This window comes from Euryarchaeota archaeon, from assembly GCA_016207515.1.
Lineage (GTDB): Archaea > Thermoplasmatota > SW-10-69-26 > JACQPN01 > JACQPN01 > JACQPN01.
Map to the genome: position 1 here is coordinate 127457 of JACQPN010000022.1, position 15020 is coordinate 142476.

The following is a 15020-nucleotide window of genomic DNA, read 5'->3' on the forward strand; positions in this document are numbered from 1 at the left end:
AGACTCTCACTAGCCCCGTTGGATGTCCGGCTACGTGACCGCCGTCCCCTGGCGGGCCAAAACTTTCATCGGTCGTAATCCTGTGGGGGGCCAGCATGTGGGTAGCCGTCGACGACACAGATTCGCTTGCCGGCATGTGTACAACGTTCCTCGCGAATCGATTGATGGAGGAGTTCGCGGAATTCGACGTCATCGGGGCGCCGCGGCTCGTCCGGTTGAACCCTACGATACCTTGGAAGACGCGCGGAAACGGCGCCATAGCCGTCCGGTTCGGGCGAGGCCGCGGCGACGAAGAGCCCGTTTCGGGCGTCGGTGGGACGGTGAGACCCGGCCACGCCGAGGCCGATCCAGGCCGCGTGCCGCTAAGCGAAGCATGCGATCGCGCGTCGCGCGTCGTATCGCGTTTCGCCCGCTTGGAGGACGAGCGCACGAACCCCGGCGTCGTCGTCACCGACAGGCTTCCCCGAGAACAATACTACTGGAACGCGGTGCGCAGCGTCGTCACGATGGACGAGGCGCGGTCGGAGGCGTCGGCGATCGGCGCCGAGATCCGGGAATTCAAGAACGGGCGCGGCATCATCGGCGCCCTCGGCGCCCTCGCATGGCCCGGGAGAGCCACCGCCTACGAATTGATCGCATATCGCGAGCATGACCGGTGGGGAACACCGCGCCGCGTGGAGAAGCAGGGCGTCATCGATATCTCCCACGTTTTTCCGACGACATTCGACAATTACGACGCCGAGAACGACGACCTCACGATGGTCCCTTCATCCCCTTGCCCCATCCTCTTTGGCCTTCGAGGCCTCGACGCAAAGGATCTTCGCGCGGCGGTCACGCGGATATCAGGTGAACCCCTTGGGGAGTGGACGCTTTTCGCGACGAACCACGGGTCGGACGATCACATCGTGACGAGGACGATCTCGACCATCCGGGAGAACGGGTCGGTCGCTCTCACGGGCAACGTCCTGAGCACGCCGACGCCAAGGCGGGGCGGCCACGTGTTCTTCGACCTGGCGGACGAGACCGGCATCGTCAAGTGCGCCGCCTTCGAGCCGACGCGCGGTTTCAGGGCCAAGGTCCTCGCTCTCAAGGTCGGGGACAGGCTCACGGTCTACGGCTCCGTCTCGCCCGGCCCGGCCTTGCCAGGTCCCATATGGTGCGTGAACCTCGAGAAGTTCCGGCTCATCCGACTCTCGGCCGTGGAGACCAGATTCGAGAACCCCGTTTGCGCCGAGTGCGGCAAGCACATGAAAAGCGTCGGCGCCGCGAAGGGCTACCGGTGCAAGGCGTGCGGCACGAAGGCCCCCGAGACGGCCGCGCGACAGGGCCTCGCGCGGCGAGACATCCGACCCGGCTGGCACGAGGTCCCCACATGCGCTCGTCGCCACCTCGCTAGACCCGTGCGCCTCATCCTGGAGGCCCAAGGGCGAGAGCCGATCGAGATGACGGCCGCAGCGCGAGGGACATGACGATGATTTCGCTTGGGATCGAAGGGACGGCCCATACCCTGGGAGTCGGGATCGTCGACGAGCGGTGCAACGTCCTCGCCAACCGCATCGACATGCTACGCCCCAAGGAAGGCGGCATCCATCCGCGGGTCGCGGCGAACCATCACGCGGACGTGGTCCCCGGCCTCATCTCGGCCGCCCTCACCGATGCGAAGATCACGCCGTCCCAGGTGGACGTGGTCGCGTTCAGCCGCGGCCCGGGCCTCGGACCGTGCCTGCGCACCGCTGCCACCGCCGCTAGATCGCTTGCCCTGTCGCTTGACGTGCCTCTCGTCGGCGTGAACCATTGCGTCGCGCACCTTGAGATCGGACGCGCAACGACGCCGTGCGAGGACCCCGTGCTCCTCTACGTATCGGGGGCGAACACGCAGGTGATCGCGTTCGCCCGCGGCAAATACCGGGTGTTCGGCGAGACGCTCGACGTAGGACTCGGGAACTGCCTCGACAAGATCGGGCGTGAAATGGACCTTCCCTTCCCGGCGGGGCCCGTCATCGAAAAGATGGCCCTCGGCGCCGACCGGCTGCTCGATATGCCTTACAGCGTCAAGGGGATGGACGTCGCGTTCTCCGGGTTCATCACTGCGGCGGCGGCGCACGCGCGACGGGGGGAGCGTGTCGAGAACATCGCCGGTTCCCTCCAGGAATGGGGGTTCGCGATGCTCACCGAGGTCACGGAACGCGCCCTCGCGCATCTCGAGTACGACGAAGTCCTCCTGGGCGGCGGCGTCGCTCGCAACAAGCGACTTAGGACGATGGTCCAGGCGATGTGCGAGGAGCGCGGGGCGAAGAGCTTCGTCCCCCGCGACGACCTCTGTGTGGACAACGGCGCGATGATAGCGTGGCTCGGGCTCATGATGAAAAGGAGCGGTGTTGTGACACCGATCGATGAAAGCGTCGTCGACCAACGGTTCCGCACGGACGACGTGGAGGTGACTTGGCGATGAAGAAGCGCCTTGGACCGGCCAGTCGCAAGGAAGCGAAGCGCGAGGCGAATGGCCGCGTCGCGAAGCGTGGAGGGGCCGCAAAGACGACCAAAGGCCGGCTGCGGGGAAAGACGGGCCCGGAGATCCGACAAGCCCGGGGCCGGGCAAGAACGGGCCCGAAGGCCCGACAAGACCAGGGCAGGGTAACGACTGGCACGGGCGCCTCGAGCCTCGCCTTGGAAAAGGGGTCGGTGCGCGGCGCGGAGGCGACGCTCACAATGGTCGATTCCAACGGGCGCCCCGCCGTGGAGAAGCGCCGTATCCCGAAGATTTACCGGCATCGTGAGATCGATTCGCGGTTGCGTCGGGAAAGGACCAGGCTCGAAGCGCGCCTGTTGCACGACGCGCGCTCCGCCGGTTGCCGGACGCCGATAATCTACGACGTGGACCTAGTCGCGGGCGTCATCACGATGGAGCGGTTGCCCGGAAGGAGGCTAAAGGACGTCCTCGACTCGTCCGGTGCGGCAGCGGCGAAGCCCCTCTTGGAGGCGGCCGGTTCCGCGGTCGCACGCCTTCACGCCAGCGGCATCATCCATGGGGACCTCACCACAAGCAATATGCTCGTGACGGACGGGTCCATCGCGTTGATCGACTTCGGGCTCGGCGCTTTCTCAGTGGACATCGAGGACATGGGCACCGACCTCCACGCCTTCCAGGAATCGCTCACCGCCTCGCACGCCGTCGGGGCCGCGGGGTTCCGGCACGTGATGAATGGCTACGCGAGGGGGAGATCGGCGAAGGCGGTCGCGAGAAGACTTACGCGAATCGCCAAGCGGGGCAGGTACAAGGGTGGAGAGTGAATTGATCGGCCGATCCACGGCGGTCTTCGTGGTCCTTCTCCTTCTTCCAGGTTGCCTTGCGACGCCCGCGCGGCAAACGACGGACGCACTCATCGCAAGCTTCGAGATCGAAAGGCTCGACCCGGGCTTGGCCGATTACCCGTTCGACGTGAAGGAGGATTTCCTACGCATCTACAACCAGTACGACATCCTCCAGCAAGCCAACGCCTCCTTCGCATTCGTGTCACCGTCGGGAACGTACCATGCGGCGCCAGCGGGGCTTCCCGGCCCTGCCGTCCACGCGGACCGGCCGGAACGAGGGGCCTGGCTCCTTCGCATCGCGGTAGGCGAGGATGGGGAACTGGTGAAGGCCCGCATGAGCGTGGTGGGTAGACGTTGACCGCCACCGGGAAGGACCCGCGGCGAAGGCTCGGAGAAGGCCTTGACGAGGCCGAGCGCCTTTACCTCAAGAACCACAACAAGGAACTCGACGAGCTGTCGAGCTCGTTGGTGGAAGCGTTCCCGCAGTCTCGCGAGGCGTGGGAGTTCCTAGCCTACGCGAGGAACGCGATGAAGGATCCCTCGGGCTCGCTTGCCGCCTACCAGCGCGCAATAGACATCGCGCCGGAGGATTTCGAGTTCTACGACCGGCGCGACATTTTCCTGTCGAGCGAATACAAACAGGACGACCGGATCACTCGAATGGTGGAGAATTGGGAGCAGTATTTGACAAGGCACCCGGAGGACGCGGACGTCTGGTTGCTCCTCGCCCGACTCTACGTCGCCAAACGACGTTACGACGCCGTCGCGGAGGCGGCACAGCGCATCCTCGCCTTGGAACCCGGGAACCGGAAAGCAGAGATCCTCCTCGCCCGGGCCGAGGCAAGATCGGCAAGACAAGGATGAACAAGACGCGCGCCCGCTAGCGCCGGACGCGGCCGACCGTTCGAAGCGAGGGACGTAACATTCTTCTCTGTTACGCCTATCCCCGGCCGTGCCGGTCCCGCTCACGTTCGTCACGTCCAATGCAGGCAAGTTCCACGAGGCGGAGACTCTGCTCTCGGCCTCGCGGGTCGTTCTTCGCCACTCGACCGTCAAGACCGTGGAGATCCAGGCGGATTCCCTGGAGGAGGTCGCCCAGGCGAAACTCCTGCAGCTACGCGGGGAGGTGGAGCCGCCGTTCTTCGTCGACGACGCAGGTCTCTTCGTTGACGCGCTCGCGGGGTTTCCCGGAGTGTACTCGGCGTACGTCTCACGGACTATCGGCTGCCGGGGCTTACTCAAACTTCTTCATGGTGTGGCCGAGCGCGGAGCGCGTTTCGAGGCCGTCATCGCCTACCTCGAGGACGCGAACTCGGATCCGCTGGTGTTCGAGGGCAGTTGCACGGGATCGATCACCACGGAGACGAGGGGAACGCGAGGCTTCGGTTTCGACCCCGTGTTCAGCCCCGAGGGCTCGACCCTCACCTTTTCCGAACTGGAAACCGGCGCCAAGAACGCCCTGAGCCACCGGGGTCGAGCACTCTCGAAGTTCGCCTCGTATCATGACGACGAGTGACCGGGCACAATCGATCGTGAGCCACGGTCGTGGGCCGGGCATCCGAGATGAGCGTTCCCCCGAATCGCGTCGACGCCGGAGAGACGGCGTACGTGCGCCAGGTCCGCGCATCGGAGAAACCTTTATCCCCCTTGACCCACCCTGCCGTGTCGAATGGTCCTCGATAACTTAGGCGACTCGTTGCGAAAGACCCTCGCCAAGGTCGCCAACGCGACGCGCATCGACGCCGACCTCGTGAAGGAGGTGGTCCGCGACATCCAGCGAGCCCTGCTGCAGGCGGACGTCAACGTGAAACTGGTCCTCCAGATAACGAAACGGATCGAGGACCGCAGCCTCACCGAGAAGCCAAAGCCGGGTGCGCACCCGCGAGAGCACGTGGTGCGTATAGTCTACGAGGAACTTGTGGCGATTCTCGGCAAGCCCCGTGAGGTCGCGGTGCGCTCCCAACGGATAATGCTCCTCGGGCTCTACGGCCAAGGCAAGACGACGACCGCCGGAAAGTTGGCCAAGTACTTCCAGAAGAAAGGGCTGCGGCCCGCCTTGATCGCCGCCGACGTGCACAGACCGGCCGCATACGATCAATTGAAGCAATTGAGCGAACAGGTGAAATGCCCCTTCTACGGAGAACCGGGTGTCACCGACGCGCCGGGGATCGTGAAGCGCGGCCTCGCCGCGATCAAGGGGGACGTCTTCATCGTCGATACGGCCGGCCGGCACAGTCTCGACGATGAACTGATGAAAGAGATCGAGGCGGTCGCACGCATCGTGAACCCGCAGGAGAAACTCCTGGTGCTTGATGCCCAAGTGGGCCAACAAGCGGGTCCGCAGGCGAAGGCGTTCGCAACGTCGGTCGCGGGTCTCACTGGCGTCATCGTCACGAAACTGGACGGCACGGCCAAGGCCGGAGGCGCCCTTTCCGCCGTCGCCGAAACGGGCGCTCCCATCGTGTTCATCGGGGTGGGGGAGCACGTCGACGATTTCGAGAAGTTCGATTCGGCAAGGTTCATATCGCGCCTCCTCGGGATGGGCGACATACAGACGCTTCTTGAGAAGGCCCAGGAGGTCGTCGAGGACGAGGCGGAGGCGGAGCGGGCCGCGAAGAAGATCATGAGCGGGAAGTTCACGCTTCGTGACATGCGCGACCAGATGGACATGCTCACCCAGATGGGCCCGTTGTCGAAGGTCATGGACATGATCCCCGGCATTAGCGGCGCCAAGGCGAAGATGCCGGCCGGCCACATGGACGAAACACAGGCGCGCCTCAAGCGGTTCCGCGTCGTCATGGACTCGATGACCGAGGAGGAGTTGGAGAACCCGGACGAGATCAAGGGCACGAGGATCGCTCGGATCGCGAAGGGCGCAGGGGTGACGCCGAAGGAAGTAAAAGACCTCCTAAAGTACTACGAGACCAGCAAAAGGGCCGTGAAGTCGTTCGCCGGCAACAAGAAGATGCAGAAGAAATTGATGGAGCAATTCGGGGGGATGGAGGAAAACTAGGAAGCGGCCGAATAGATCCGGCGAGGATCGCCGGAATAAGTTCATGACCCCCCCCCCGTCCTTCCCTCCTTGGGGAGGAAAATTGGCGGACGCATACGCGACGTTGCTTTCGGCATCCGAATTAGCCGCGATTGCCCTCCTCGGCGGCGGACAAACGACCGCTTCAGAACTGGGCCGCCGTTTGGAACTATCTCGCCAGGGTGCCCACAAGCTCTTAGGGCGTCTCGCTCGTCGGGGTATAGTGGTGACGGCGGGGACCGATCGATTTCGAACCTATCGCCTGAGGACTTTGGACATACAGCTCCATGGCTTGGTCGTAATGAGGCCCGGGTGCGCGGAGGTGACTTTATCGGTAAGTTGTTCGCAGTATCGGTAGCCCTGACTGTCATTTCCGCCGTGGCGCAAACCTCCTTGGCCGAGCCGCCGGAGTACGCCGATTTGTACCCGGCCTCCACAAAAACCATGGACCTGCCGGCAGTCCCGGCCGGCGCCGCAGTCATCGTCGACGTCGCGGGCGATCTGGTCCTTGGGGGTCTCATCGCGACAACTACCGCACCTTTGGAGGGTTCTGACGGGCCCGACATCACCATCCGGGTCGGCGGGACGTTGACCCTCCTCCCTGGCCTCGAAATACGCGCTGCGGACGGCCGCGATGGCAAGAACGCCATGGCGCACGGAATCGCAATGGGTGGGAACGGAGGCAAGGGTGGCCGCGTGTTGATCATCGCCGAAGCTATTGTGGGTGGACCGGCGTCAGTCACGGCGGGGGCAGGCGGCGCGGGAGGGTCGGCCACGGCGTCAGGATTTCGGGACGCAAAGGCCATCGGCGGTGCGGGGGGTTCCGGCGGGTTCGTGAACGTTAGAGGTGAGGCGCGTGCGCTCGTGCGTATCACCGACGGCAACGGCGGCCACGGGGGTGAAGCCGCCGCCGCGGGCCAGGACGGCGAGGATTGCAGCAGCGTCAACGGCACCTCCAGTCGAATGGTGGGAAGGAATGCTAGCCTTGGCGGCGGCGATGGCGAATGGGCGTACTCCTCCGCCCAGGGCGGCTCTTGTGGGCCCGTGGATGGCAAGGGCGGCACCGGCGGAGACGCAGAGGCGTTCGGCGGGACCGGCGGAATCGCCCAGAACGCGACCGGGGGCCGCGGGGGCAATGCGACCGCCATCGCGGGAACGGGCGGAGATGGACTTGCAGCCTGTTATGTTTCGTACGACGCGGGTCTGGCTAGCGGTCACGTTCACGCCGGCGACGGGGGCGACGGAGGACTTTACAGCGCTATTGGAGGTGACGGGGGTGCGGGACTCAACGGTGGAAACGGCGGAGATGCCTATGGCTCCAATCTTGGCGGTCGAGGAGGAAACGCGTCATCTCCAATAAGGGCCGGGACCGGTGGAGCAAATGGCTACTACCCGCCAAAACCGGGCTTCTATCATGGCACCCGAGGCGGCGATGGAGGGACCGGCTTGGCGGGCAGCGGGGGGGCGGGCGGTGCCGCGGTGGTGGACAGTCGGGGCGGCGACCAAGGTAATTCTTCTTGCTTCGATGTCGTTGAACAGCAATCGCGAACTGTTCCCGGGGAGGGCGTTTTAGTGTTGATGGCCTTGGCCCTCGCTGGCCGACGACGGCGACCTTCATTGTAAACCAGCGGTTGACACTCCTTTATGCGCCTAGTTCTCGATTCACCGGCATGAAACCCCAAAGAGGTTTTCTGATTGGTGTGGTGTTTTGCGTACTCCTTGCCCAAAGTGTGCCCGGGGCGTTAGCGGTGACGTCGACTTGCAACATGGCGCAGGGCGTGCCTGGTCTCGACAGCTCAACCGGCAGCGGTGGCGATGGAGGGGACGCGTGCATCGTGTTACGTGGCGACGATGGCGCGACCGGGGCTCAAGGAACGGATGGCTGGCTCAATTGTACGCCGGGGGGTCCGGGCGGCGCCGGTGGATCCGTCACCTCGGGGGCGGCCAATGGTGGAAACGGCGGCAATGGAGTAATGGATGGTGGCGACGGCGGATCGGCCCGCTCGGAGGCATATGGCGGAAAAGGGGGAGACGGCGGCGCGGGCGGCGACATTCTTGTCGGCGGCGCATGCGCAGGCGGTAATGGTGGACCCGGCGGCAACGCTGCATCTGGCACCGCGACCGGCGGCAATGGAGGCACCGGCCTCTGCGGGCGGGGCGGAAAGGGTGGGGACGCAAGAAGCGTCGCGGCGCCCGGAGTCGGAGGTTCCGGCGGCAGCGGGGAGCCTCCCGGCCAACCTGGTCTGCCAGGGACGGCTCAACAGGGCGTCGCCCAGGCGGGTATTGGCGGTCAAGGTCCCGGAATCTGTCCCACGCAAATGATTGAATCCATGACAGCGCCCCTCTTCGAAACGCTGGAAGGCGTGGCCCCTCCAGGCGTTATCCCTCCAGGGTTGCCTGGATCAAATCCAGGAGGGCCACCAGGCGTGCCGGATGATTGCCACGACTATCCCCTAGGTTGTCCGCAGTAAGAGGTGGCATGATGAGGCGGGTCTCTCCCGCCCATCACAAGTATTGCTTCTCTTCCGCGATCATCTCTTCGGCGCGTAAGACGTATTTTCCATCGAGTTCGATGAACGTCTTCACGTAGATGGCGCCCTTGTTCCTGCTTTTTGGCGGCCTTGAGTACTCGACCACCTGTCTTCCCTGGTGGTTGTCCTGCGTGAGGACCAGTTCGCCGAGTTCGTCGCGCTTGTCGACGAGCGGGATGGGTTCGAGCGCCGTCTCGACCGCCTCGGGTTCGGCCGCGCGTTGGAGAAGGAGGATCATCTCGGCGACGAGGAGGACGGCCATCACGGCCGTTCCGCCGTACACGTACGTCTCGAAGGGCACGTTCCCGATGGCGCGTGAATCGATGATGCCGCTGTTGATGCCGACGACGACCAAGAACACGACCAAGGCGAGTACGGGGAGGATGATGAGGAGGAGCGGTGTCTTGACCTGGACGACGAATTCCTTCGTCGTCGCGTCTTGCTTCGGGGCTTTGGTCTTCTTCGCCATCGGTGTACTACTCCTTCATCACGGCGCTCTCGTCGCCGTGCCGCTACGTCCGCAATTGGGGCACGTCTGGACTGGTTTGGCGTCGTCGAAATTGAAGATAGTCGCGCAGGACTTGCATCGGATCCGTTTCACCGGTTGCTTCGGCGTTTCCCAGGAAGGCGCGCTTCCCCCGCCGGCGCCTTGGTCCAAGGCGCGTGCCGCGGGCGGAGGCGTCTCACCCGTCTCGACGGGTTGCGCCTCGATGGTCATCGTATCGGCGGCGAGCGGCTCCGGCTCGGCGAGGTCCATGCCGCTTCCAGTGCGCCTTTGGTCCCTGAACACGTAACCCACGGCGGCGAGGATCACGATGAGCAACAAGAGCAGCAGGTACGCAAGGGCACCGTCGATCGGGCCCGTGGCAAGGAGGACGAAGTAGATTGCCAGCACGACCACGGCCGCCGCGGCGCCGCCTTTGAAGACGTTCCCGCGCGTCGACTCGTCGAGTTCCATCACTTTCGCCTCCGAAGGCCAAGGACCGCAAGGCCCACGGTCGCTGCTGCGAGTATCACCATCGCGGCGGTGAAGAGGCTCCCGCCGGGCGGAAGGCTTCCGCCGCCGGTCACCGTGAAGTTCACACTGTCCGTCGATACGCCTTCGCCCCCGTCGGCGAACTGCGCCACGAAATCGACCTTGTAGTTGCCCGCGGCGTCGAGCGAGAGTCTGCCGCCCCAGATGCCGTCCCCGGCCACCGAATCGCCGTTCGTGCCCGCGTCGTTCAATTGGACGACGACGATGACCTCCGTGCCGCGGGTCACCCGTGCTTCGACGGCGGTGGCGGCCTTTCCGACGCTTGCCTGCAAGACGATCGGGACGCCGACTTGGGCGTTCGAAGGCGGCGAGACGGCTTGGACGAGCGGCTTCTTGTTGTCGACCGTCACGGCGACGCTAGCGGCCCCGTCGGCCGTGCCGTCGTTCGCACGTAGCCGCAGTTCAACGGCCCCATCGGGTAGAAGCGACGTGTTGAGGGACGCGGACCCGGAGTTCGGGAGCCGCTCCCTGAGGAGGACGTAGTCCCCCGCGGACCCGGTGGCCTTGTAATCGATGGTGATGGTCAACGTGTCGGACGCATCCACGTCGGTGGCCGTCCATTGGACGCGGTAGGTGGCGCCGATCGTGTCGTTCGCCTTCGGCGTCAATATCTCGATCTTCGGTGGGTGGTTGGCCACGCGAAGCGTATTGGGCGTCGTTGGGTCCCGGTCGCGGCCGACGTTCTCCAGCTCGTCCTCGGCCCGCGAGTAGTAGGAGATGAGCGTCCCCTTCGGCTTCACCGGGAGATCGGCGGACCACGTCGTGGCGCTTTCCTTCGTCATGAGCACCTGCGTGTAGCCGGCGTCGCCGCCCGCCTTCGCGAACAATGTCAGCGCCATGATGGGGATGTCCTTCGTGGACGACGCGGTCGCGGTCACATGGCCGTCGAGGGTAGATTGCGAACTCACGCTCGGCGGAGTCGTGACGACGAGCACGTTCGTCGTCTTCTTTGTCCCGGAATTGCCGACGTTGTCCGCCGCGAAGTAGCTGATCTTGTAGCTTCCCTCGCCCGCGAACACCGGCAGTTGCCCGAGCCGCAGCGACGCGACCGATGCGTTCACCCGGTCGGAATAGACCGAGGTGCCGCGCTCGATGGTGAAGTTGATGAAGGCCACACCCGAGGAAGCGACGTTGTCCGGCGGGTCGAGATCTACCGCCGTGAAATTGAGCCGTGTCTTGTCGGAGATAAGCGTCGAGTCCCCTTGGAGCACCTTGGGGTCGAGTACTAACGTGATCTCGGGCGCAAGCGCGTCGACACGGAACGTCCACGTGAAGTTGCTCTGGAGCTGTACAGGCGAGAGGTCCTTGGCGGTGACGGTCACTGTGACGAGGTCGCGCGGGCGGAAACCATCCGACGGTTCCACCTGGTACGATAGCCTGTAACCGTTCGTTATCGCGACCTTTTGCGCATTCACCGGGGTCGTCGAGCCGCCCTCGCGTTGGATACTCATTCCGATGGAATCGAGTTGGACACCATTGGCCGCATCGCGCACTTCAACGCTGATGACGGGTCGAAGGTTGGAGAAACCGCCTGCCTTCGGGCTCTCGCCCGAATAGAGCGGGGGAAGGTTCTGCACGCATTGGTACCCGCCGGTTGGGCGGTTCTCAAAGTTCCCGGCGGAATCGGTCGCGGTTATCGTCACAAGGTAGTCGTGGGGTGGCGGAACGCCCAGGTTGGCACAAGTGAGCTCAAGCGTGTAGTTCCCGTCGCCGTCGTCGTCCGTGAGCGTGGCGTCTGTCACTGTGGCGGTGGTTTGGTTCACAACTCGCGCCGTCACCGTGAAGTTCGTGTTGTCCGTCGCTTTCGCGTATATCGTGACGTTGCCGTTTATCTCCTGCCGGATCGGCGTCACTCCAACGTTCGCCTCGTCAAAGACCGGGTCCGTGTCGTCTCCAAGGTTGAAGTTCGCCTGGAAGTAGGTGGGCGTGCGGTTCGCGTCGATCACGGTGATGTTGAACGTGTAGGAACCGGCCTCCGCGAACGCGGTCCCACGGCCCGTGGCCGCCGTGAAAGTATAGTTGCCGGAGCCGTTCGTCGCCGTCCGAAGCCAATGCGTCGTGTCCGACGTGTCGCGCACCATCGTCGCGTTCGCGATCGTGCGTCCCGCCTTCGTGATGAGGATCGTGGCATTACGCACCATCACGTTCTCCAACACGGTCGTGTTGATCTTGAAAGTCTGCGGCGCCTTGAGTCCCGTCGGGCGTACAAGGGTGTTGGTAAGCGCTGCGGGGATCGAGTCCTGGAGGTGGACGGTATAGTTGGTCGCGGGGATTCGGAGTGTGTCGTTCAGCGAATCGGTGAACGACATCGAATACGTGTACGTTCCAATGTCGGTGTCCGGGTCCGATAGGTCGATGCCGGCGATGAACGTGTCAAAGAAAAACCTGACTACTTTCACGTTATTTGCGACGGCCTCGTTGAAGAATGGGCTATCGCAGTCGATTGCGTTTCCGTCGCGAAAGCACGTGACGTTGATACTCATGGGTCCGGAGAACAAGATGCTGGTGGCGTTTCCAAACGTGATGTTCACACGAGTGGGGTCGGTCACATCGTTGATGTTGTGGCCGCTCTTGTCAATTCTCAAAGTGACGTTGAAATAGTTTGTGCCGTTGAATTCGACCCGGTCCGCGGGTTCGACGTTCGACGTGCTGAGGATCTTCGGGAACGACACTATCTTGAAGCTCCTTGCCGGGCCCTCGCCCTTGTTCCCGCTCGGGTCGATCGCGACGACCTTGTAGGTGTAAGTCCCCTTGACGTCGTAGCTCTGGTTGAGGAAGTAGTTCGAGGATGTGCTCGTCGCACCGGGGCAAAGGACCGCCGTGCATCGGGTCATGTTATGAAGAGTCGAGTTGCCACCGACCGTCAGGTTCACTTGGACGGAGGCGAGGTTGAGGTCGTTGTCCGTGACACTGGCGTTGATCCTCACGTAGCTCTTCTTGTTCGCCGGCGCGTCCCAGGACTTGCAGAGCTCCGGCGGATTGGCGTTCACGTCGTTGTAACAGTAGACGATGGTGTTGTTGTTGGGGTAGCGTGGCTCCGTGTAGTTCAGCGCGGGGAATAAGGTCTCCGCATCCAGCCTGTAGCCGTTCTCCACAGTGGGTGCCACGAGGTCGGTGACGACGAACGGGAATTCGTACGTATTCGTCTCGTTCGTCTCGGCCACGATGTCGCTCGTGTCGAGTTCCACGATTATCTTGTGGGAGCCGCCGCCGATCGCGGACGCGGTGAGGTTGTTGAAGAGGAGGCTCGCCTCGTTGTCGGCGGTGCCGTTCGCCGCTCCGAGTTTCGAGACGGTCCAAGGCGTCGGGCTCAAGGCAGTCGAATCCTTCGAGTCGCGCCAGACGGTCATCGTGAACTTCGCGCTCGACGAGTTCGTGCGAGATTGCTCGCCGCCGGCGGGCCAATCGCCGAGGTTCGACACCTTCACCGTGAAACTGATGGGCTCTGTGGCGCCGTACGGCGTCGCCTTGAGCCCTAGGACGCTTGCCGTGATATCCGCCCCTTTCACTGCGATCTCGCGCGACGTGGTGTCGTTTTCAGGCGTCGGCGCCGGCAGGTACTTGTCCGCATCGATCTGGAAACCCACGGTGAAAGTCCCGGCGGCCGTGGCGAGGTCCAACGGGGGGATGTTGGTATTCAGGCCGTAGCTAGCGGATCGGTTCCCGCTGAAATCGGCGCCCACGTCGAGGATGCGTGGTTCCATCCACTTGTTCGTGATTATCGGGATCTTCTTGTTGCAAAACGCTCTTGGTGATGTCCCGCTCTGGACACCCGTGCAGGTCGTGTTGACGTAGATGGGGACGGCGACCCAGGACGTGTTCGCCAAGATCGTGCCCGTGTCCTTGTCGACCGTCGAGTTCGCGAACACCGTGGGGAAATCGCCCCAGTTCACGACGTACGTGTCACGGAAGAAAGTGCAGTACGGCGTGTAGTGAGAGTAAAGGTCGTCGGACGGGACCTGCCGGGTCGTTGCGGCCGGGGTCGAATCGGTGCAGGCGCCGCCGCCGGCGGAGTAGGTCTGCCAGGCACTCCCTCCGATGGAGACGATGCCGAGGTCCGGCTTCTTGCCGACGACGATGCCAGCGTATTTCAGGTTGTTCGAGGGCGATGTCGGATCGTCGTCGTCGATGTCGTCGACGCCGCAGTTGGGCTGCCCACCTACCGTCGCCACTTCGCCGGCTTCGCAGACGTCGAGTCCCGCGTCCACGTGCACCTGGATGCGATGGACGCCCACCTTGTCCTCGGGGGTGGCCAACGTGTATCTCATTTCGATGGTACGCCGGTCGCCGCCACGCAGGCTCTTGATGAAACAACGTGAATTGTTGGTGCCAACAAGGCTCAGGAACCGTTCGTTATCACAACCGCTCTGTTGACCTGCGACCGTGCCATTGACCTTGAACGCCTCCGAGTTGACGGAGTTCACGACGATCCCGTCCAGGTCGCGCACCGTGACGTAGAAGTCCCAGGCCTCGTTGGGGTCCGTGGCCAACTGGGACACGCGGGCGCCGTTGGTGATGTTGAACCGGATAAGGATGACGTCGCCGGTCCTTTCCGGCCAGGAGCCGTTTCCGCCATCCAGCTTGAAAAACGTCGGGTACGGCGCGAGGGACGCCATTTCCGGCCCGCCGCAGTGGGGCTTGCACACGTTGAAGTCTATCTGAAGGTCGATCTCGGACGAGGTCCGCGCAAGGCACGGGTTCGGCGCGTCTGTCGTGGTCTGGTTCCTGATGTGGTGATTCGAGCTGGTGGGGTGGCAAGCGGCCGCCTCCCCAACGGGCGAGAAGTCGCGAATCACCTCATTGGTGACCGGCGCGGCGGTGGCTATGAAGGCGATAACGAGGGCTGTCGTTGCGATCTGTCTGGTTCGAGGGCCTAGCATGGGCTACACCGCGTGCGTCCTTGGCTCCGAACAGGCCCTTCCCTTCCCTCGTAGGCTCGGTGCACGGTCTCGTGCGCCACACCGCCGGCGGAAACTGATCCGCCGGGAGCGGCGTTCAAGTTGGTTTGACGGACTTGAACTTTGCCACGGGGGCCGCGGGCGGCCCATCTAAATATAAGGGTGTCCTCCAAGGCGGGCGCAAAATCGTCTGATACTTAAATAAACCTTGT

At 63.7% G+C, this 15020-nt stretch carries 11 protein-coding genes; 8 read left to right on the plus strand and 3 right to left on the minus strand.

Annotated features, from left to right (window positions below; translation table 11 throughout):
• Positions 1-95: 95 nt before the first annotated feature.
• The 8 genes from HY556_10005 to HY556_10040 all read left to right on the plus strand — a co-directional run bounded on the left by HY556_10005 (position 96) and on the right by HY556_10040 (position 7966).
• A complete protein-coding gene (locus tag HY556_10005; protein ID MBI4394109.1) occupies positions 96-1469 on the plus strand; it encodes a DUF1743 domain-containing protein in 1374 nt (457 codons plus the stop codon).
• A 2-nt stretch (positions 1470-1471) separates the two neighbouring features.
• On the plus strand, positions 1472-2452 hold the full coding sequence (locus tag HY556_10010; protein MBI4394110.1) for a bifunctional N(6)-L-threonylcarbamoyladenine synthase/serine/threonine protein kinase: 981 nt from the start codon (positions 1472-1474) through the stop codon (positions 2450-2452).
• Entirely contained in the window at positions 2449-3291 is an 843-nt protein-coding gene (locus HY556_10015; protein MBI4394111.1) for a Kae1-associated serine/threonine protein kinase, read from the plus strand. The genes HY556_10010 and HY556_10015 overlap by 4 nt, the downstream gene beginning before the upstream one ends.
• 1 nt (position 3292) lies before the next feature.
• Positions 3293-3670 (plus strand): hypothetical protein, encoded by a 378-nt coding sequence (locus HY556_10020; GenBank protein MBI4394112.1) that lies wholly within the window; start codon positions 3293-3295, stop codon positions 3668-3670.
• A complete protein-coding gene (locus tag HY556_10025) occupies positions 3667-4176 on the plus strand; it encodes a tetratricopeptide repeat protein (protein MBI4394113.1) in 510 nt (169 codons plus the stop codon). Before HY556_10020 ends, HY556_10025 begins: the two co-directional genes overlap by 4 nt.
• 88 nt (positions 4177-4264) lie before the next feature.
• Complete coding sequence (locus HY556_10030) at positions 4265-4828, plus strand: XTP/dITP diphosphatase (protein ID MBI4394114.1); 564 nt, start codon at positions 4265-4267, stop codon at positions 4826-4828.
• Positions 4829-4981: 153 nt separating this feature from the next.
• Positions 4982-6325, plus strand: coding sequence for a signal recognition particle protein (gene ffh / locus HY556_10035; GenBank protein ID MBI4394115.1), 1344 nt, complete (start codon positions 4982-4984; stop codon positions 6323-6325).
• Positions 6326-6787: 462 nt separating this feature from the next.
• Positions 6788-7966 carry a hypothetical protein gene (locus HY556_10040; GenBank protein MBI4394116.1) on the plus strand — a complete coding sequence of 393 codons (1179 nt, stop codon included), beginning with the start codon at positions 6788-6790 and terminating at the stop codon, positions 7964-7966.
• Between the two features lie 882 nt (positions 7967-8848).
• On the opposite strand, the gene HY556_10045 is transcribed toward HY556_10040, so the two are convergent.
• Genes HY556_10045 through HY556_10055 form a run of 3 tightly spaced genes read right to left on the minus strand, consistent with a single transcriptional unit; the run spans position 8849 to position 14790 of the window.
• The gene (locus tag HY556_10045) at positions 8849-9343 is read right to left on the minus strand and encodes a hypothetical protein (protein ID MBI4394117.1); all 495 of its coding nucleotides are present in this window, start codon (positions 9341-9343) and stop codon (positions 8849-8851) included.
• An 18-nt stretch (positions 9344-9361) separates the two neighbouring features.
• The gene (locus HY556_10050) at positions 9362-9832 is read right to left on the minus strand and encodes a hypothetical protein (GenBank protein ID MBI4394118.1); all 471 of its coding nucleotides are present in this window, start codon (positions 9830-9832) and stop codon (positions 9362-9364) included.
• On the minus strand, positions 9832-14790 hold the full coding sequence (locus HY556_10055; protein MBI4394119.1) for a hypothetical protein: 4959 nt from the start codon (positions 14788-14790) through the stop codon (positions 9832-9834). The genes HY556_10050 and HY556_10055 overlap by 1 nt, the downstream gene beginning before the upstream one ends.
• Positions 14791-15020: the final 230 nt, after the last annotated feature.

Bases quoted from the DNA above. Each gene is read 5' to 3' on its own strand.
- HY556_10005 (MBI4394109.1), top strand. From the start codon at position 96: ATGTGGGTAGCCGTCGACGACACAGATTCGCTTGCCGGCATGTGTACA.
- HY556_10010 (MBI4394110.1), top strand. From the start codon at position 1,472: ATGATTTCGCTTGGGATCGAAGGGACGGCCCATACCCTGGGAGTCGGG.
- HY556_10015 (MBI4394111.1), top strand. From the start codon at position 2,449: ATGAAGAAGCGCCTTGGACCGGCCAGTCGCAAGGAAGCGAAGCGCGAG.
- ffh (MBI4394115.1), top strand. From the start codon at position 4,982: ATGGTCCTCGATAACTTAGGCGACTCGTTGCGAAAGACCCTCGCCAAG.
- HY556_10040 (MBI4394116.1), top strand. From the start codon at position 6,788: ATGGACCTGCCGGCAGTCCCGGCCGGCGCCGCAGTCATCGTCGACGTC.
- HY556_10045 (MBI4394117.1), bottom strand. From the start codon at position 9,343: ATGGCGAAGAAGACCAAAGCCCCGAAGCAAGACGCGACGACGAAGGAA.
- HY556_10050 (MBI4394118.1), bottom strand. From the start codon at position 9,832: ATGGAACTCGACGAGTCGACGCGCGGGAACGTCTTCAAAGGCGGCGCC.
- HY556_10055 (MBI4394119.1), bottom strand. From the start codon at position 14,790: ATGCTAGGCCCTCGAACCAGACAGATCGCAACGACAGCCCTCGTTATC.